Consider the following 19,398-nt stretch of genomic DNA (forward strand, 5'->3'; position numbering starts at 1 on the left):
AATTTCAACAAATAAAAGAAGCGAAACGACTTGCTATGCTTCCGGTGGCCCGCGCAAAAAGGCAGAAGGCAATTTGTTTGAAATCAGTTGATAATGAGAAAATACTACGAGAGTTTCGAAGTAATCAAGTAATTGAACAGAAACCAAATCGGCTACCGCCCAAGCCGTATGTACCAAAAACTGTCCGCAGCGCAAACATTCCTGTTCAGCATTAAAAATTGTTGTAGCTCCAGTTTCAATTTTTGAATCATACTCACATACGGAATGGTATGACTCGTGCGATTGGGCGTGCTCATGTGTTAAGGCGTGTAGGGAAAAGTCGGCCAATCCCAATGAGAGAACCATCAGGAAAAACCAGGAAATATGAACTTTTAGCTTACGCAGTTGCATGGGGGCAAAGTTACTAATTATAAATTGAGAAATTTGAAAATTGATATTCTTTAGAGAATTTTAGAAATGAAGGACATGAGCAAATTTCCGTCTGTAAAATGAGCCTGCGATTCTAATCACATTATTAAAAGCGACAAATGGAACCCGTCGGTATTTATACTATTTATGTCTGCTATTTCACAACACGCAATCAGCGCCTGTAATACATTAGACGATTTAATTAATTGATTTAACGTTTTTAGTATCTTTGAATGATTAGATTACAAAATGATTGATGTAAAAAAACAGATAGCATATTGGATCAATGGAGCTGAAGATGACTTGGTAACTGCTGCATTACTTATACGGGAAAAACGAATTTTGCACGGTTTATTTTTTTGTCATTTAGTGATCGAAAAAGCCATTAAGGCGCATGTTGTCAAAACATCAGAAGAAGTTGCTCCTAAATCTCATAACTTGGTTTATCTATCAGAAAAAGCGGGCTTAGAATTAAATGAGGAAAATCAAATATTTCTTGGGATATTGATGAAGTATCAGTTGCAAGGTCGTTATCCGGATTACAATCCTATGCTTCCTGATATTTCCACAGTGAATAACTATTATGAAATGACTAAAATCCTTATTCCAATGGCTAAAAGTGAGATTGTAGAGATATTGAAAAAATATATTAGCCTGCTACGTTCAGAAGGAATTACAGTTGACAAAGCCTTCTTATACGGAAGTTATTTGTCAAATACCGCCACTGAAGATAGCGACATTGATGTACTGATTGTATCTGAAAATGAGGATGACCAATTGACTGGAAGAATTTGGAATTTGACCAGAAAAGTCAACACAAAGATAGAGCCCTATCTTGTTGGTAAAGATATATTTAACAGCACAAATATTTCTCCATTGATAGATTTAGTGAAAAGAACAGGATTAGAAATTAGATGAAAATATTGAGCGATAATACAATCATAATATCACTCAAAAGCATAATACATCACACGGTGAACGCCTATTTCAGGAATAAGAAAGTTTTCACCCTTGCTTAAAAATCCCAGCTTTTGGTAAAATCCAAAAGCAATTTCGCGGGCGTTGCACCAAATTAGATCAAAACCATTATCTCTATAAAAATCGATTGTAAATTCCATCAGCTCCTTGCCACAGCCCTGACCAGAATAATCGGGGTGAGTCGCCATTCCACGCAGCTGAACCATTTCCTTTTGCCCCAACAAATCACTTTTTCGCTGATAAAAACTGGCAATGGCCACAATTTCATTTTCGCGAACGTATCCAAAATGGTGCGTCGTTTTTTCTTTATCGCCTTCAAAAGGGCATGGAATGCTGCTATCTCTACTTCGCAAAACCAGTGAGCGCAATGGAAAAGTTTCTTCAGCAGAGATTTCTGCTATGTGGAAAGTGTTCATTTAGTATGAAATTCCCAGTTTTCGGTAAATGAAATGTAAAAGCCAGGCAGGGCCGATCATCAAAAACTTTAAATCGTCAAAAAATGAAGGCTTTGCCCCTTCTATTTTATGGCCAATAAACTGACCAATCCAGCTCAAAACAAAAACACTGACAAAAAATACCCAGGCAAGATTGCCAAAAGCTAAATGGGTCTGATTTACGAGCAAAAGAATAATGAATGAAACGACCAACATGCCAATAGCAATTGGGATGCTAAGCCTTAAAAAAAACAGAACACCAAACAAGACCAGCAGCGTGCCCAAATGTATAAAAGGCTGAATTCCGTAAGGGAACCAACCTTTTATAAATTCAAACGGAACCAATGACAATATTCCCACAATGGAATAAAAAATCAAAGGCACACAAATCCAATGTATCGTTTTGTTGGTGTGGTCTTTATGGCTTTCGCCGTAAGCATCAAACCAGTCTTGCATTGTCTTCATAATTCGAAAATTGAATTATGAAAGTAATGATTTTTTTAATCTTCCAACCACAATACACTATGCGGTACAATTCCGGTACTGTAATTGTCAATATCAACGCCATTAGCAGTAAAAAAATACACTTTTCCAGATTGTGAATAATCAAAAGCATCTGTGGCAGCAATCTCTCCGTTGGCAGTATTTACCGAAAGGCTATAAAAGCTACTCGTTTTTTCAATAAATGGCAATGCAGGCAGGGTAGTTTCATCTATCCCCATTTTAAAAATCTTACCATCCATTATAAAAAGTACATCCTCTTTATTGCTGCTCATCGCCATACTCTCGCCATATCCGGGAGAAAGGGGGAGTGTGTAAGAGCTCACAACAGCTTTTGAATCACCATCTACTTTGTGTAGTACGGCAGCTATCACAGGAGTTCCGAAAGCATCTCCCCGTGAAAGAATCCAAAAATCGTTATTTTCATCTTGTACAATCTCGTTAACACCATAGGTGAGCTCAAGGCTATCAGATACCATATCGGTAGTCGAATCAAGAAAGTAAACCTTATCGTTTCCGGTAGCGCTACACCAAATTTCTCCGTTGTAATCCACCATGTGCTCAATTGGAAAAGGCGTATTGATAAATGATGTATAGGTGCCATTTGCTGGATTAACAATGTGAATACCAACTTCATATAAATCAGAAACATAGGCCTTATCGGCACTTTCAAAAAGCATATAGCGCGGCGATTCCAAGCCAACAATAGTGCGCTTGGTTGTGAAGTTATTTTCGTCTAATACTTCAATTTTACTTGAATTATTTACCACCACATAAATTTCATCATTGAATTGATACAAACTCTGCGTAACATCACCAAGTTCAGCATCTTCGTTTGCACTGGAATAAACATTTTGAGTCGCTTCATTCACATCGCGATCTACAAGAGTAAGGCTGGCACTATTGCCCATAAAAGCACCCTCATTTCCAATTAGGATTAGATTTTCCGAATCAGGATTTACCACGGGTAGTTCGGTGTCATCATCAGAACTACAAGAAAATAGAATAAGCGCCAGAGCGCACAAGAGATAATTAAATTTCATTTTTTGTTTTTTTAAGATTTATTTTTAGTTGAACGCCCACTTCAAAATTAATTCCGGGCATATAGTGTGAAGCTTGTAATTGGTATTCTACATCAAAAATATTGCGCGCCGCCGCGAATATGGATAATGGAAGGTTTTTGATTTTTAGGTCTGAAACACATTCAATATCAAATGTGAAAAATGGATCAAGGCTGCGCAGATTATCGCCTGTGGTAAAGCGCTCGCCCGTATATTTCCCAATAAAATGAATTTTGAACAGTTGATTTTTCGTGGATATGGATTCCTGAAAAATCGCAGACCAAAATGGCATATAAATCAGCTGCTTATCAACCGACTGATCTCCCTCAAAGGCCGCCTCTAAATTTGTGGCCTGCGCATAAGTTGCAGACGCCTGATGCTCAAAAACAAGTAACCCAATGTTATTTTCAATTCGCGCAGAGCCTTCAAATCCCTGACTTCTTACTTTCTTAATATTCCGTGGCGACCAGAAATCACCACTCGGTGCCCATTGTATCCAGTTTTCTATCAAGCGGTGAAAGCCAGATATGCCAATCGATATTTTACTGTGCTCGTATTTTTTATCGTACTTCATTCCCGCTTCCTGAAACCAGCCCGATTCAGGTTTTAAATCCGGATTTCCGCCAGGCGACCAAAACAAATCGTTCAATCCAGGCAAGCGGTATGCTTTTCCAGCTGAAAGGGTGACGTAAAGTGGCTCAGCAATTTTTTGCTCAAGCGAAATTACCGGTACAACGGGCAACGCTTCACCGTTTAAAAACTCCTGTCTTAAAACCAGCGACATTTTTGTTCTCAATTTCCAAAAGGCTGTATTAACACCTCCAACCACGGCCGGACTTGTGCGGCGCTGCGAACCTTCATAGTTTTCGGTAAGCACATGCGAGTCCCGGAAAATTCCAAGTGCAAATACCCGAAATCTTCCAATCGTTTTTCGAAGCTCTGCTTGTGTGTGAAAAGTGGTGTATTCGGAATCTTCATCGAGCCCTGCCGAATGGTCATAATAATTTAAACGACCGTGATCGAGTGCAGTATTCACCTTAATTTCAAGCGATTGAAATTTCGTTTCAAAAATACCTTGCGCTCTGTAGCTCTCGTCTCTCTGGGTGGTTTCGGCATTTCTTTTTGACTTTATAGGCGGTATTTCGCGTCGTGTATCGCCAGCCCAAAGAAAGACGTGGCCCTTTGCATTCCCCTTTCCGTAAAAGTTTAGATCTTGCGCAATGCCAGCTGTTTGAAAAGCTCCATTGGTCTGACGGATTTCCTCGTTTTTATCAATCGGATCCGGTCTCAAAAAGTTATTTTTAGCCTTATTGAAATAAACGCGTGTAGTTCCCGAAAAGCGATTGGTACCGTATTGCATTTTTGAAACAGTGCTCAAATTGCCAAAACTTCCCACCGAAAAATTTTGAGTGAAAATCTCATGGTTTTCTGATTCGCCGGTTTCCATTAAAATGCTTCCGCCAATAGCTGCATTGCCCAGATATGATGCCGCCGAGCCACGATACAGCGACATTCCCGAGAAAATAGCATTTGGAAGGGTTGAAACATCAGAAGTAGCGAGACCGGGATTTTCAAAAGGTACACCGTTTACTAAAATCTGGGTTTGGCTGGTGCTGCTTCCGCGAATGGATATGCCGTAGCTACTACCCGGGCCATAGCCGCGCAATACCAGATTGGTTCTGTTTGCCAGCCAGTTATCGAGACTTTTCCCCAAACTAAGCGGAGCATCCACGGGTTTTAGCTTTTCCAGATGAATTCCCACCAGGTCTTCCTGAAAATTATGCCCCACAATTTCTACCTGCTTGATAAGCAGCGTATCAACTTGTGCATGAGCGAAACCGGAAAGCATACCAAAAAGGGCAGCAATTCCTAATTTCACTTTTATCCGAACCATCCAATCAGGCATAACCTTTTCTTCAATGTAATTCGGCTAAAAGGAGAAAAATTGAAATACAGGGGCAAATTGCCCAGGTAATTTCATGCTTCTAATCCCGAAAGCCAGAAATAAATTTAAATGCAAAGGCAGGTCTTCTGACTCGCTCCCTTCAGTCAGCCTTCCCACCTCGCATTGTGAAGCAGTGGCCGTGATTGACTGAAGTATAAGAGCTTACAGCAGCGGGTACTGTTCAGGATTTACACCTGATTCCCTATTATTCCTTTTATTCCGGCAAGAATAAAAATGAACCTTAGCGGCGCAAAGTTAGCACATATAAAATTATACGCCCAAATAAATCAATAGGAAAACCATTTGTTTTAATATACGTTTGTAGTATTCATGTATGTGGCAATCAAATAGTATATTTGCTGCTTTTTTAGAAGAATATCTTCATGCGAATAATAATAGCAGGAGCCGGCGAGGTGGGATTTCACCTGGCGAAGCTTCTCACAATGGAAGGACATAACATAACAGTGATCGACATAGACGGCGACTCGCTTAGAAATATCTCTAACCACCTTGATTTGGAAGTTCTTAACGGTAGCTCAACTTCTATAAGTACCCTTACACAAGCGGGTATTGAAAAGGCCGATTTGCTAATTGGGGTTACAAATAGCGAAGATGTAAATCTCACTACCTGCATTATTGGCAAACACCTAGGAGCGAAGAAAACCGTGGCCCGAATTTTCAATATCGAATTTTTAAACAGCCGCGAGAAACTCGATTTGTGTAATTTGGGTATCGACGAGCTTATTTCGCCCGCATCGCTCGCAGCACGCGAGATTAAAAGGCTATGCAAGGAATCGGCACTTACAGACTTTATCGACTTTGACAAAGGAAAACTCTCCCTGATTGGAATTAAAGTAGAGCAGGATAGTCAGGTGGCGGGAAAAACCATGGAAGAAACAGCCTACCTGAATCCCAATCGTGATTTTATTCCGGTAGCTATTTTGCGAAATAATGAAACCATTATCCCAAAGAAAGATACCCGCTTTCAAGTTAACGATCATGCATATTTTACTGCTAATAATGTGGGACTCAATCGCGTATTAGAAATCTTTAATAAAAGTAGGATTGAGATTAAAAATCTGATGATTCTCGGTGGAAGCTCTGTAGGCTATCACGCGGCAAAAGCTTTGAGCAAAAAGTACCGGGTAAAGTTGATTGAACCAGATAGAGAACGCTGTTTAAAACTTGCCGACATGCTTCCCGATACGCTGATTATTAATGCCGACGGGAGGAGCGTAGATGTACTTGAGCAGGAGAATTTATCTGAAATGGACGCCTTTATAGCCGTTACAGACAATAGTGAAACGAATATTATTACCAGCCTTGTAGCGAAAAACCACAATGTTGCAAAAACAATTGCTCTGGTAGAAAATATCGACTATATCCACCTTTCACAAAGCATTGGTGTTGATACTCTTATAAACAAAAAACTTATTGCGGCAAACTTCATTTTTCGATATATCCGAAAAGGAGAAATACTCTCACTTACCAGTTTGCACGGTGCCGATGTAGAAGTACTTGAATATGAAGTTACGCCAAATTCAAAAATAAAAGGCGCCCGCCTTGCCGACCTAAAGTTTCCAAAGGCATCGCTTGTAGGTGGTGTTGTGCGGAATGAAAAAGGTTATATTCCCACATTAGATTTTGAATTTCAGGAGCGCGACCACGTTGTAATTCTGGCAAAAATGGAGTCGATCAATAAAATAGAAAGATTCTTTAAGTGAAGATAAATTTCATTGGAATCGTTAATATTCTCAGTGTGCTGCTTTTTGTCAATTCAGCACTTATGGCGCTATGCATTCCTTTTTCTATATATTATCTAGATGGTATGCTTACCAGTTGGATTTACTCTGTGGTATTAAGTGCCGTGCTGGGGCTTGTACTTTGGCTATCAACCTACAAGCACAAAGACCGTCAAAACATCCGAAAACGCGATGGATATATTATTGTTACTTTTAGTTGGTTTGTTATGGCGCTTTCGGGGGCTATTCCATACATCATTACCGGTTCCATTCCCAATTTTACGAATGCCTTTTTTGAAAGTATTTCAGGATTTACAACGACCGGCGCTTCCATTTTGGAAAATATTGAAGAACTCCCGGAAAGCATATTGTTTTGGCGAAGCTTGACACAATGGATTGGCGGATTAGGGTTTATCGTTTTGGTAATTAGCATTTTACCACTACTTGGTATTGGTGGGCTACAGCTTTTTATGGCCGAAGCACCGGGCATAACTGCCGATAAGCTCAAACCTCGAATTCAAGATACCGGCAAGAGACTTTGGTTTTTATACATTATACTTACCCTTGCCGAAACGATTTTATTACTCTTTGGTGACATGACTTTTTTTGATGCCATTAACCACAGTCTTACCACTATGTCAACCGGGGGCTTCTCTACAAAGCAGGCCAGCATTGCTTTCTACAATTCCAGCTATATTGAGTACGTTATCACCGCCTTCATGTTTATGGGGGGTACAAGCTTTGTACTTCTTTATTTGACTTTTAAGGGGAAGTTTAAAAATTTATTTCAAAACGGCGAATTCAGGGCATACCTGTTCATCACTTTAGGCGCCACAGCCTTGGTAACTTCAGTGCTAATATACCGCAGTGCAATGCCTTTTAGCATCGCCTTTCGGGAGTCGCTTTTTCAGGTTGTTTCTGTACTTACCACCACAGGTTATGCTTCATCCGACTTCACAGAATGGGGAGGCAGTGTATCTCTTATATTCTTCATTCTCATGTTTATTGGCGCTTGTGCCGGATCAACTGCTGGTGGGGTTAAAATTGTAAGACATTTAATTATTGCCAAAAACTCGATTATAGAGTTTCGCCGTCAATTGCACCCTACAGCAATTATTCCAGTACGAATTAATGGCAAAGCGATTCCCCATGAAGTTGTACGCAGCACCATGGCTTTTGTCATTATTTACATAACGATATTTGGTGTTGCCTCGGTTGTTCTTGCCCTTATGGGGATGGATGCTGTGACTGCTATGGGGTCAGTAGCTACCTCGTTGGGAAATATTGGTCCGGGGCTGAATGAAACGGGACCGTCGCATAGTTTTGCGCAAATTCCTTCAGCTGCTAAATGGATTTTGAGCGTTGTTATGATTATCGGAAGGCTTGAGCTATTTACTGTTATCATTATTTTCACCCGTTATTTTTGGCGCAGCACATGATAAAGGCCGTTATTTTTGATATGGATGGTTTGCTTATTGACTCCGAACCTTTTTGGAGAAAAGCAGAACAAGAAGCCTTTTCAGAAGTGGATATAATGCTTACCGATGCTGATTGCCGTGAAACCATGGGATACAGGCTAAATGAAGTGGTAGAGCTCTGGTACGCACGCCATCCCTGGAAAGGAAAAACGATGGAAGAAGTGGAAGAGCGGATACTTTCGCTTGTAAGCAAATACATTTTAGCAGAAGGAAAACCCATGCCGGGTGTAACTGAAGTTTTGGCTGAATGTCAAAGACGCAAATTAAAAATCGCTATTGCGTCGTCCTCACCTATGTCTCTTATTATTAGCGTAGTAAAAGTCTTGCAAATGGAAGGAGCCTTTCATGCATTGCATTCTGCACAGTATGAAGCGTTTGGAAAACCTCATCCCGCCGTATTTATTGCTACAACAAAACAACTGGATGTTTTACCTCACCAATGCCTCGTACTCGAAGATTCCTTTCACGGAGTGGTAGCGGCTCTGGCGGCTAAAATGCCTGTTATAGCAGTGCCCGACAGCGAAATGATTTCGGATAAAAGATTTAACGCAGCAACTTTAACAATCAAATCGTTAATTGATTTTGACTGGAACCGTTTACCGAAAGAAATAACTTTTTGATCGTCCCGAACGTATCAATGCGCGTATGCGCCGAAAACTGATATTCTCCATTCTCCTGCTATCATCACTCATTGCTAAATCGCAAGACAACGCTATTTTTGCCGATGCCCGTTCGCACTATAACAATGCGCAATATGCAGATGCACTCATTTCATTAAACCGTATTACGGAAACTGATGAAGCCAATTTTGATGTCTGGCTTTTAAAAGGTGACTGCTATCAAAAAGAAGAAAATTTTGTGGAAGCCATTCAGGCATATAAAAAAGCCGAGAAGTTAAATGATCAATCGGCATTGCTTTACGCAAATTGGGCATCAGCCCTTTACAATAGAAATGAAATTGAAGCAGGAGAGAAAAAGGCCAAGGAAGCTTTAAAAATCGATAAAGAATTGCCCGAAGCCAATTATTTTATGGGCAATCTCAAGCACCACGAATATAGTTTAATGGCGGCTTTAAAATACTACAATCAAGCCATAAAACTTAAACCAGATTACCGCGACGCTCTTTACATGCGCGCTGCGACATATGCCGAATTGGGAAATTACAGCAAAGCATTAAAAGATTACGAAAAGGTACTCGAAATCGATCCAAATTTAGCTCAAGCCAAGTACAATATTGGTGTTATACAACTTGCGACAGAATCATACGCCGCAGCCGCTAAAACTTTTGAAGAACTCAAACCGGAAAATTTAGATAAACCCATCGACTACTATTTCTATCAGGCCGAGGCACTTTATTTTGCAGGCGAAAAAGAAGAAGCTTGTTTGCTTTACGAAAAGGCAAAAGATTTGGGTGATATTGAATCTGCTGGAATTTACCAGAAGTATTGTCTGGATAAAGAAGAGCGTAAGGAGCCGGCTGGTAAGACTCGTACCATCAGGGCGACTTTCTAATTTCTGTCTGCCCATAAAGCCCGATATCAGCGTTGCACTTGTTTTGAAAACAGTCATTGACAAATGTCAACTCCTTGGTTTTCAAAACTGCGTGCGCCTTGCTATCGAACTTTCTGAATCAGACATACTAGGGGATTAGAAAAACTGATTACCAATGGCTTCCCGCACCATAACCAAAAAGGCACAACCGCACAAATCTGATAAGAGATTAATTTCATTCATTGAAATACGACCCAAATTTAATTTGAAGGTTAACCAAAATTAGGTTATCCGATAAAAGTACTGTGCGTGCAGGGCTCCCTCTAGAATGAGGCGCGCAAGAGCTCTATGAAACAAGAAATTAGTAGCTTAGATCATCTCTTAATAATCCCCATAAACCTCCAACAACATCGTCTCGATCTTTTGCCTCAAATCGGTTCCGCTTCCATCAAAATTATTGACAACCACCGCAAAGGCTATCTTGCGACCCGATGAGGCAGCAAAATACCCGGCATAAGCGCGCACTTTATCCATCGATCCACTTTTGCCACGCAGATTTCCTGCCAGATTCGTTCGTTTGCCAAACCATTTCATACTGCCCTCTTCGCCGGCAAGAGGCAAGTTGCCTAGCAAATCTTTTCGCAGCATTTCATCTTTGGCGCAATATTGAATTAATGTTGTAATCTGACTGGCAGACACAGCTGTAAATCGAGATAAACCGCTTCCATCATAAGCATACAGCGGATATTCCTTTTCGCAAATAGGCTCGTAGAATTTTTCCAGGCTTTCGAGCCCGCCCATCAGTGTGCCATCACCATTCTTAACTCCTATTTGATAAAGAAAAGTCTCTGCATAGAGATTATCACTTTCTACATTGGTGTGTTTGACAAGCGCGCTGAGCGAAGGTGAAAATTCTTCGCGAATGACTCTGTAAGTTGCAGGCTCGCGCAATGTAGCTTGCTCTACAACAAGTCCTCCGCTTCCAATTCCAATTTTTTTAAGTGCCTTTTGCAAATGGCTTGCAGCAAAAACAGGCGGATTTGGCAAGCTTCCTTTAATTTTAAAATGATCTCGACCGGCGGGCAAGGTTCCACGCACTATTCGCTCATTGCTGTAGGGCGATCCGAAAATAAAAGCTCTGTCAGATTGAATGGTACTGCTTACAACTTCTGAATTGATTTGCAAACCGGGTACAGCCGGATCAATAGATAAAATTTTGGCTTCACGGCCAATATCTGAAGGCACCTGAAAATCGACGTAAAACGTATTGTCATTTATATTCAATCCCGAAACTGCGGCTCCGTAGTAGTTTCCCATATCTTCCCAGATACGCGTTCGTGGAATTCCATCACCTTGAAAATGAGCTGCATTAGCTACGATCTTTCCGTTTACACTATCTATTCCGGCAGCTTTTACAGCACTAGCCCATTCCAGCATAAGCGGTTCAAACCCCGGCGAAAAATGCCGTGATCCCAAAGCAGGATCGCCGCCCCCGATTATATAAAGATTTCCGGAAAGGATACCGTTTTCTATTTTCCCATCGTATGCCAGAACGGTGCGGAATCGAAACTCAGAACCTAGCGTTTTTAGCGCAGCGGTGGTTGTAAAAAGCTTCCAAACCGATGCTGGACAAAGGCGTTGATCTTCATTTGCCGCTTGCAAAACGGCTCCTGTTTCAAAATCGGCAACCGATACCGAAACCAAAGCACCTTTTAAATCAGCCGATTGCGAAAACTTTTCGGCAGATGATTGACCTACGCAATTCGCCGAAAGGCAAACCGCAAAAAGGAAAAAACAGAATTTTAAATACCCCATCATTAAAAAAGCTTCACTATTAATAATGCAAAGAAGGGGGTTTTGGTATAATTACAATCTCTTTTTTATGGAAATTTGTGGAGGGTGAGCTATTTGAGGTATTTAAAGGTATTTATTAGGGTAAAATAAACGTGCAGATTGGTAAGTTTCGTGCTCCGCTGGGCATGCGCCCTGAGGGTATTCCTTCTATTATATCCAGAACCCCCAGCTATCCCCTAAATTTAATGGAGGGGTCAAGAGCTCCACCTCTTCAAAAAGGGAATCATTTTGCTTAGAATTACGTTTCAATACGAAACTTAGATGCCGCAGGGCGTATGCCCAGCGGAACAGAGTTCGATGGAATATCAACGCCAAAAGAGCACATACTGAATCTCTCCGTAAAACCCACTCACCCTAAGGCAAATTTGCCTGAAAGGCTTCATATCCGCTTTCGGGGATCAGGGTCGTATCACAATCTTCCTCTTCCGCTTTCTCGGTGATGTTTTCTATGCGATTGTCGGGATTTGGATGAGTACTTAAAAATTCCGGGGTGCCACCACTTTGTCCCATTTCTTCGAGACGTTGAAAGAAAATTTTGGCGCCATCACAAGCGTATTCTGTTTGGGCTAAGTATTCGACTGATTTCAAATCGGCTTCGGTTTCAAATTCCCTGCTAAATGCCAAACCGGCAACAGTTCCGGCCAATTGCCCAGCTATCTGCTCTAGTTGCCCAGCATTATCACCGAGTAGAATACTTAGCAAAATAGATACTCCGTATTGCTTTTGCAAATTACGACTGGTGTGGCGCAGGTCAGCATGGGCAATTTCGTGACCCATAACGCCGGCAAGGGCATCTGCACTTTCGAGATACTTTATAAGGCCTGTGTACACATAGATGTACCCTCCCGGGGTAGCAAATGCATTGAGCGTGCTATCATCTTGCACAATGGTGACTTGCCACACAAAATTATCCTTGTAAGCCACTTCTCCGCTGTTTAAAATATTGGATACCATATTATTCAGGTATTCGTATGCTTCAGGATATTCTGCATTGCTAAGCAATGTGAAAGACGGATCGTTGGCTATTTCCTGACTCACTTGAAGTCCCAATGCCTTATCATCTTCCACACTAAAAAAGGGTATGAAATTGTCGTTTTTGTCACAAGACCAAAAGCCTAAGCCTAAAGCAAGCAGGACAATCAAAGAGATTCTTTTCATTTTTACGAATTAAATGTGGGGACGAAAATACAGAATTTCGGGGTAATACCACCTTCTGTTACGTGTCCTGACGAAATGGAATCATTTCGGTGACACGTTTTCATTCAAATCTAAAAGTGAATCATTAGCTTAAAACTCATTGCTTAACATCACTAAGCTAAAACTAACAAGACTTTCTCCATTGAAGAAAGTCTTGTTAGTTTTATTCTCCATTATTAGGTCTCTTATAACTGAATAGTCAGTTTTTTCAGATTCCAATGGGCAATTTCAAATTATAGTTTATTCAATAATCGACAATTTTCCCTGATCGACCAGTTTATCGTCCAGTTCTATTCTATAGAGATACAATGCATTTGCTAATGAGGGAAGATCAACTCTCGAATTTTGAGGTGGCAGTTTAGCATTGAAAACCTCTTTCCCTGTCAGCTCAAATATGCGGAGTGTTAGAATAGATTCAGAATTTGGATATCCATCCAGAAACGAAATATTCACAAAATTTTGAGTGGGATTTGGGAATAGGACAACATTTAAGTCAAAGCTACCCAGAGTGGATTGAGACGGACGCGCCGAAGCAGTATTACACGAGCTAAAGAGTATAGAATTTGGACTCATTATGTAACTTCCAAAACCGGTGCTATCTATATAACTCTCAAGAGGTATTTCGTAAATTGTAGAGTCTAACACAAAGGTGATACTATCGCTCAGGAAGGTGTTTATATCAATTTGACTGCGTGCAATTTCAAATTCAAGTTTTTGAATTTGTTCTAATAAGATGATTCTTTGAACTGAATCATGGTCACAATAATTGATATTAGATATGATGTGTAGAGCCTGTTGCTTTTTACCAATAGTTCTTAAAAGCGCTGCTTTCCATAATTCCAGCTGGAATTGCCGTTTATAATTTTCAGCAGTTTTAATACTATCGGTAAATGCCATGAGTACGTTAACATAGTTTTGAACGGTAGGATCAAAAGTACTTTGATTATTACTTCTCGACAGAATACTGTCCGTGAAAAGACGCTCTATTGTAGCTTTATAATTATTGAGGCTACTCCAACGCATTTTTTCCATCACTGATGCGATAGAATCGTTGGGTAACGAATCCATCTCGGCGAGATGTAACAATTCATAATATTTGTCAGCGGCTATTAGGTCATCACCATTTATCGTATCAGCTATGGTTGTGCTGTAAGCAGCAACTCTCAGCGCATAATCAAATGGCGTATCTGTAAAATAAGTAGGGGAAGTTAATAAAGGGAAATCAGTATCGGAACCGTTAGACTTAGGACCTTCGATAATAATAATAGGTTCCTTGGGATCATCGTATTTGCCACAAATTGTTATTGGAGCAACAGGTCCAAATGAAAATTTGGCCGGGCAGTTTTGAGCCCAAGGTGGCCCTACAGGCTGTCCTATCACAACTTGAAACTCGGCCATATCCGGATGATTAAGATCACCATATGGAACACTGGTATCTGATAGAGGTGTCCAGATATTATTGTATGCTTTGATGGGATAAGCACAAAGTGACATACTTATATCCAAGTTTCCTACAATGTTCATATTTGTTCCGTCATAGAATTCATTATAACCATCTTCCATTTGTAGCTCATAAGCATTCAAGAGAAATATATTCAAAGAATTATCACGAAAATTATTATATCCCCCGTTATAAAGCGTTGAAAGATTTATTTCGGAAGACTGATATCCAATTATAGCCGTATTATTTCCTTCAAAATTGGTGCACTTTGGTGTAACCCTACCGCGTCTTTTCGCAATACCTGCCCCATTTTCATAAAAATTACTTTGATACACGAATAATTCAGAATCGGAATCATCCTCTACAGCGGTTCCCGCATTATTAAAATTGGAGCGCAAAATAGTGTTACCCATAGGGGTATCGTATGAAAAAATTTCCGAATAATTAAAATTACAATTTTGCAAATTATATCCGTATCCCCTGACATGTACATTTGAATTATTTACTTCTGATGAGCCTATGAATAAAGGTCCCATCCCAGAATAGTACAAATGTGCATCTATAGTCATTCGATTTAAAGTGCTTGAGGTAATATAACAGGTGGTCAAAGGTTTTATTCCGCGAGGGTTGTGTGTTATATCCAAAGACTCTATGATTGTTCGAGTAAAAAAGGACGTATTCAGTAGAATAATTATTGCTTGATCTTCCATAATTATTTTACCATCCTTGAATTTTACTTGATCGAATTTTTGTGAACTATACGATTCTCCATAAACGGCACCAACAAATTCCGCGAAATCAGAACCCTCTTCCATGTAGAGAATTAGATCGTCTTCATCAGCTCCCTGTAGTTCCACTTTAGCATTTAATCCTGCCGAGAACCGTTGGCCCGCATAACCTTCTTCAAGCATACGAATATACCCGCTTTCTGTGCCTTGGTAAGTAAAAGTAAAGGTTGCATCATTTCCAATATGTGTCAACCCCCCGAGGGCGAGTACGGCGTTGTTTCCATTCAATTCTATTTGTGTATCTTTTTCGTAGATTAGTTTACCTCCTGCTTTAATGATTACTTCGCCACCGTCTTGAATGCGTAAAATGCCGCCGTTAAGACGTAGCACTCCACCGTCTTCTATAATGAGCCTGGATCCGTCTCTGACTTCGATAAAGCCGTCGTTCATTACTATCCAGCTATTGTCGCGAACTATTACATCTGCGGTTTTCGTATTATCTTCTCCAATTATAATCGCACCTAAGGTTTCCACCGTAACCCTTCCATAATCTCCGGCACAATCGCTTTTTAGATTGACAGAAAAATGTCCTGAAGTACTTATGGGATTGCTGTTATCATTAACATTTGCAAGGTTATCAGCTCTGTTTATCCATAATGCCCCGTTTGCAGCACTAATGCCGCTTACAGTTAATGGATGACTTATTTTATCTGTTGTTTTAATGAGATTATTCCCCATCGCGGCATAGCCAAAATTGAAGGTGTAGCCATGAACTGTAGGATATTCGTTTACAGCATTAAAACTTGGGCTAATATATGCTGAAAAAGGACTTATATTGCTTGGGCTAAACGACGTATGCGATTCATTTGTTGGAGCGGAATTGGCAGGTGAATACAAAGTCGGATCTAACAGAAAGCATTTATCGAAAGGGGTTTTATTATTTGCTACAATATCAACAGGATCAATAGGTGTATAGGGTGCCAAGCGATAATCATAAATATCTAAAGCGCTAAACGTGGGAACGAAACAGAAATCTCTTTCATGCAGTTCTAAGCATGGAGCATAAGTACCGTCGAGAAGCGCCTCAAGATCACTACCGGCAATTGAGAAATTTTCAACACTGTAAGTACTGCCTGGGCAGCTATCATAAGGGTATGAGTAAGCCACCTTTACTTTTTTGGGAAAAGTAACATAAGGAATTACCCATGCCACCCTAATTTGGATTTTTCTTTCATAAATCTGATAAGACTCAGGCACATATCCGGGCATTGCATTTACATCTATTTCTACATCTGCTCTAACACCTATAAATGTTAAAGACTTTATAAAACTACCAATAAATTGATTTAATGCTTGTTCGCCAATGCCATTATCATCATCAAATTCAACAAGCCCATAGATGTCTGCCAAATAAGCAAAACAGTTAAAATTATTTTGAATATCCGCATTAAAGAGTGGAGCAAGAGAACCAAAATTTTGCTCTGCACCAATACCATTACCTTTGGCAATAGCAATGTTTTCGCAAGTAAGCGGAAATCCTTTGAGGTATAATTCATTGGAAAAATGATTTCGGGTTGAGCTATCCCACACCTGGGTGTCCCAATCAAAATCATCGAAACTGTATAAAAGCATTTGCAAGGCAGCTGGGGAATTTACAACATCATAGGCATCATTTAAATCTTCTTCGTAATCACCCATTAACTCGGTACCGTAGGTTAGATTATACAAATCATCCACAGCAAGCCGAATGCCAAGTGGAACATTGGCTCCCAAATGTGGTGCATCCTAACTTATGTAATGACTCACCTCAGGGTTTATATTGTCTAATTCAAGATAACGAATACCAAGCCGGGCTATGAGCCCACCCATACTGTATCCCACAACAATATTGGGTTCTGTGCTGCTATTTATTGCTTTTTGAGCATTAACCCACTTTATAACTTCTCCCAGCGTTTCTGCATTTTTAATCAAATCGCCCGATCCTTGTTTGAAATCCACGTAAACAATGTCATACCCGTTTTCCGAAAGCTCGGTGAGAAGCTGATAATCAGATGAATTATCAGCCTGATACTCACTCAAATCGTACCTATAATTAAAATAAGTTTGATTGGCTCCAAACTGTTTCGGGTCAAACCCCTCTACAAAAATATAGGGCTTTAAGAGTTTATCGTTTCCACATGCAAAATCTACATAAAGTTGAGCGCCATGGTTAGGTAGAGTGGGGTGTTGAATTGAATCAGGTCTCCAAACATAACCATTGCTCTTCGCATCGGGTACGCCGTAGTTTAAAGTTTCAATAAGGTTAAGGGTACTCTTAGCATAAAAGATTTGTGCATTGGCGTACGTAACTTTCAGTTTTAGAATTTTCTTACCAAAGGTTGACCAATTGACTTTCACGTCGCCATTTGTAGCAATAGATTGATACCCACTTCCATTGTCAAAATCTACACTTATTGTAGAAATGGAACTGCCATAATTAGACTTGAAAAAAAATGGATCTGTTGTAAATGTCAGGCTTAAACTATCATATACGGTTGAAAGATAAGGGCTAAATGAAAAGGCTGTCACGTCGTCAAACGGCGATGTGGATTGATTTGAGTAATCTTCAAGTTTGCCATTATCTTCATATATAAGTGTACTCAATAATACAGAATCAGTAAGAAACTGTTGGTAATCAATATGCATTATTACCAATGGATTTTTACCACTTGCAACAGCTGCATTTCGTTGTGATTTCCAAGTAGTAATAGATGGAACCGGACTGGTAGACGGTGTACCGCGATAGCCCGTGACGAGACTTCCATATTGCCGCAACCATTCTGCATGATCGCGCACTGTATCTGATGCAATCGCACCATCAAAATTCTCTAATTGACCCAGTTTCCAACCGCGGTCATAAAGAATATTGGTGGTGACATCTGTTAAATCAAGGTTCTCAATAACTTCATCTATAGCGACAGAAGGATCATCCGAATTGCCAGTAACTTCGAATTGTGGTGCTGGTATATTTTGACCACATAGCGTAAATACTATCAATGAAAATACTAAAGTAAAAATCGAATTGGTTTTCATAATAATTGGTTTTTTGGTTAAAAAAATTAGAAGATTTGTGGGACGTCGAATCGGAATTGACCATTTGTAATCCTGAAAGTATCTACAGCATTTTCATCGGTAACCGTGAAATTAAAAGTCCCCTTAATTGTACCATAAGGACTGCTGCCATCAACTCTTGGAATGAATTGTTCGATATTCATTTCTCCTTCTACCAAGTTTTCTGCTATAACGAAAACACTATCTTGAAGGTCAAAGTAGCTATAATAAGGAAATATAGAATCTGCATGCGTCGGGGCGAGGAAATTTAGTAATCCTGTTGAGTGATCCATGCCGTTGATTCGAATAGTGACGCTTGAGAATTCTGAGCAATTTCGTCCTCCAAAAACCATATATTGTGCAGGTGTGCTTAAATAAGCTTCAGGGTAATAGTTAAATTTTCTACCATCACAGGAAAAAGTTGAATGCGCATCAAACTCCACCCCATTCACTTTGCATTTAAAATATTCCGCTCCGTAATTAGGTTCTTCTGGTTTATCGTCATCTTCTTTGCATTGAGACAGGCTCAAAAGACAAACGAATAGAAATGTAATTTTCAAGATGTTTTTCATAATAATTGGATTTAAAATTTGTTAGGAATTAGAATGTTAGCGAAAGTTTTAAGTTCGAATTAACCATCTAATATACGGATCGCACGTATACCGTATTGCCGCAGCCATTCTAAATGTTCGTGCAAAGTATCTGACGTAAGCGCACCATCAAAATTCTCTAATGAACCCAGCTTCCAACCGCGGTCATAAAGTATATTGGTGGTTACATCGGTTAAATCAAGATCTTCAATAATTTCATCTATGGCGACAGAAGGATCAGCCGTACTGCCAGTCACTTCGAATTGTGGTGCTGGTATATTTTGACCGCATAGCGTAAATACTATCATTGAAAATACTAAAGTAAAAATCGAATTGGTTTTCATAATAATTGGTTTTTTGGTTAATAAAATTAGAATATTTGGGGAACATCAAATCTAAACTGACCATCAGTAATCCTGAAAGTATCTACAGCATTTTCATCGGTAACCGTGAAATTAAA

The 19,398-nt window shown here is 39.9% G+C and carries 16 protein-coding genes and 1 riboswitch; of the genes, 5 read left to right on the forward strand and 11 right to left on the reverse strand.

Going from position 1 to position 19,398, the window contains the following annotated elements; translation table 11 throughout:
• Positions 1-33: 33 nt before the first annotated feature.
• Positions 34-390 carry a hypothetical protein gene (locus G3O08_RS12665; protein ID WP_163285750.1) on the reverse strand — a complete coding sequence of 119 codons (357 nt, stop codon included), beginning with the start codon at positions 388-390 and terminating at the stop codon, positions 34-36.
• A gap of 267 nt (positions 391-657) precedes the next feature.
• On the opposite strand from G3O08_RS12665, the gene G3O08_RS12670 reads away from it, so the two are divergent.
• Entirely contained in the window at positions 658-1,326 is a 669-nt protein-coding gene (locus tag G3O08_RS12670) for a HEPN domain-containing protein (protein WP_163285751.1), read from the forward strand.
• 29 nt (positions 1,327-1,355) lie between these two features.
• Here G3O08_RS12670 and G3O08_RS12675 read toward each other — a convergent pair whose 3' ends face one another.
• From G3O08_RS12675 to G3O08_RS12690, 4 genes are read right to left on the reverse strand one after another with little or no spacing between them, the layout of a single operon-like run.
• Complete coding sequence (locus G3O08_RS12675) at positions 1,356-1,802, reverse strand: GNAT family N-acetyltransferase (protein WP_163285752.1); 447 nt, start codon at positions 1,800-1,802, stop codon at positions 1,356-1,358.
• Entirely contained in the window at positions 1,803-2,285 is a 483-nt protein-coding gene (locus tag G3O08_RS12680; protein ID WP_163285753.1) for an Mpo1 family 2-hydroxy fatty acid dioxygenase, read from the reverse strand.
• Positions 2,286-2,320: 35 nt separating this feature from the next.
• On the reverse strand, positions 2,321-3,364 hold the full coding sequence (locus G3O08_RS12685) for a YncE family protein (RefSeq protein WP_163285754.1): 1,044 nt from the start codon (positions 3,362-3,364) through the stop codon (positions 2,321-2,323).
• Positions 3,354-5,261 (reverse strand): TonB-dependent receptor, encoded by a 1,908-nt coding sequence (locus G3O08_RS12690; RefSeq protein WP_163285755.1) that lies wholly within the window; start codon positions 5,259-5,261, stop codon positions 3,354-3,356. The genes G3O08_RS12685 and G3O08_RS12690 overlap by 11 nt, the downstream gene beginning before the upstream one ends.
• A 125-nt stretch (positions 5,262-5,386) precedes the next feature.
• Positions 5,387-5,586, reverse strand: a riboswitch (cobalamin riboswitch).
• Between the two features lie 124 nt (positions 5,587-5,710).
• Between G3O08_RS12690 and trkA the strand changes: the two genes are divergently transcribed.
• Genes trkA through G3O08_RS12710 form a run of 4 tightly spaced genes read left to right on the forward strand, consistent with a single transcriptional unit; the run spans position 5,711 to position 10,059 of the window.
• Positions 5,711-7,051 (forward strand): Trk system potassium transporter TrkA, encoded by a 1,341-nt coding sequence (gene trkA / locus G3O08_RS12695; RefSeq protein WP_163285756.1) that lies wholly within the window; start codon positions 5,711-5,713, stop codon positions 7,049-7,051.
• On the forward strand, positions 7,048-8,508 hold the full coding sequence (locus G3O08_RS12700; RefSeq protein ID WP_163285757.1) for a TrkH family potassium uptake protein: 1,461 nt from the start codon (positions 7,048-7,050) through the stop codon (positions 8,506-8,508). Before trkA ends, G3O08_RS12700 begins: the two co-directional genes overlap by 4 nt.
• The gene (gene hxpB, locus G3O08_RS12705; protein ID WP_163285758.1) at positions 8,505-9,167 is read left to right on the forward strand and encodes a hexitol phosphatase HxpB; all 663 of its coding nucleotides are present in this window, start codon (positions 8,505-8,507) and stop codon (positions 9,165-9,167) included. The genes G3O08_RS12700 and hxpB overlap by 4 nt, the downstream gene beginning before the upstream one ends.
• 25 nt (positions 9,168-9,192) lie before the next feature.
• Positions 9,193-10,059: a tetratricopeptide repeat protein gene (locus G3O08_RS12710; protein WP_163285759.1), complete on the forward strand. Its 867-nt coding sequence runs from the start codon at positions 9,193-9,195 to the stop codon at positions 10,057-10,059.
• A 360-nt stretch (positions 10,060-10,419) separates the two neighbouring features.
• On the opposite strand, the gene dacB is transcribed toward G3O08_RS12710, so the two are convergent.
• From dacB to G3O08_RS12740, 6 genes are all read right to left on the reverse strand, one after another.
• Positions 10,420-11,856 carry a D-alanyl-D-alanine carboxypeptidase/D-alanyl-D-alanine endopeptidase gene (gene dacB / locus G3O08_RS12715; protein ID WP_163285760.1) on the reverse strand — a complete coding sequence of 479 codons (1,437 nt, stop codon included), beginning with the start codon at positions 11,854-11,856 and terminating at the stop codon, positions 10,420-10,422.
• A 390-nt stretch (positions 11,857-12,246) separates the two neighbouring features.
• The gene (locus tag G3O08_RS12720; RefSeq protein WP_163285761.1) at positions 12,247-13,050 is read right to left on the reverse strand and encodes a M48 family metalloprotease; all 804 of its coding nucleotides are present in this window, start codon (positions 13,048-13,050) and stop codon (positions 12,247-12,249) included.
• A 279-nt stretch (positions 13,051-13,329) separates the two neighbouring features.
• Complete coding sequence (locus tag G3O08_RS12725; RefSeq protein WP_163285762.1) at positions 13,330-17,031, reverse strand: T9SS type A sorting domain-containing protein; 3,702 nt, start codon at positions 17,029-17,031, stop codon at positions 13,330-13,332.
• Between the two features lie 12 nt (positions 17,032-17,043).
• The gene (locus G3O08_RS12730) at positions 17,044-18,330 is read right to left on the reverse strand and encodes an esterase/lipase family protein (RefSeq protein WP_163285763.1); all 1,287 of its coding nucleotides are present in this window, start codon (positions 18,328-18,330) and stop codon (positions 17,044-17,046) included.
• A 26-nt stretch (positions 18,331-18,356) separates the two neighbouring features.
• Complete coding sequence (locus tag G3O08_RS12735) at positions 18,357-18,920, reverse strand: hypothetical protein (protein ID WP_163285764.1); 564 nt, start codon at positions 18,918-18,920, stop codon at positions 18,357-18,359.
• Positions 18,921-18,979: 59 nt separating this feature from the next.
• Positions 18,980-19,282, reverse strand: a complete 303-nt coding sequence (locus G3O08_RS12740) for a hypothetical protein (RefSeq protein ID WP_163285765.1) — start codon at positions 19,280-19,282, stop codon at positions 18,980-18,982.
• Positions 19,283-19,398 lie beyond the last annotated feature (116 nt).

The sequence above is a fragment of the Cryomorpha ignava genome (assembly GCF_010686655.1).
Lineage (GTDB): Bacteria > Bacteroidota > Bacteroidia > Flavobacteriales_D > Cryomorphaceae > Cryomorpha > Cryomorpha ignava.

Bases quoted from the DNA above. Each gene is read 5' to 3' on its own strand.
- G3O08_RS12665 (WP_163285750.1), bottom strand. From the start codon at position 390: ATGCAACTGCGTAAGCTAAAAGTTCATATTTCCTGGTTTTTCCTGATG.
- G3O08_RS12670 (WP_163285751.1), top strand. From the start codon at position 658: ATGATTGATGTAAAAAAACAGATAGCATATTGGATCAATGGAGCTGAA.
- G3O08_RS12675 (WP_163285752.1), bottom strand. From the start codon at position 1,802: ATGAACACTTTCCACATAGCAGAAATCTCTGCTGAAGAAACTTTTCCA.
- G3O08_RS12680 (WP_163285753.1), bottom strand. From the start codon at position 2,285: ATGAAGACAATGCAAGACTGGTTTGATGCTTACGGCGAAAGCCATAAA.
- G3O08_RS12685 (WP_163285754.1), bottom strand. From the start codon at position 3,364: ATGAAATTTAATTATCTCTTGTGCGCTCTGGCGCTTATTCTATTTTCT.
- trkA (WP_163285756.1), top strand. From the start codon at position 5,711: ATGCGAATAATAATAGCAGGAGCCGGCGAGGTGGGATTTCACCTGGCG.
- hxpB (WP_163285758.1), top strand. From the start codon at position 8,505: ATGATAAAGGCCGTTATTTTTGATATGGATGGTTTGCTTATTGACTCC.
- G3O08_RS12710 (WP_163285759.1), top strand. From the start codon at position 9,193: ATGCGCCGAAAACTGATATTCTCCATTCTCCTGCTATCATCACTCATT.
- dacB (WP_163285760.1), bottom strand. From the start codon at position 11,856: ATGATGGGGTATTTAAAATTCTGTTTTTTCCTTTTTGCGGTTTGCCTT.
- G3O08_RS12720 (WP_163285761.1), bottom strand. From the start codon at position 13,050: ATGAAAAGAATCTCTTTGATTGTCCTGCTTGCTTTAGGCTTAGGCTTT.
- G3O08_RS12730 (WP_163285763.1), bottom strand. From the start codon at position 18,330: ATGAAAACCAATTCGATTTTTACTTTAGTATTTTCATTGATAGTATTT.
- G3O08_RS12735 (WP_163285764.1), bottom strand. From the start codon at position 18,920: ATGAAAAACATCTTGAAAATTACATTTCTATTCGTTTGTCTTTTGAGC.
- G3O08_RS12740 (WP_163285765.1), bottom strand. From the start codon at position 19,282: ATGAAAACCAATTCGATTTTTACTTTAGTATTTTCAATGATAGTATTT.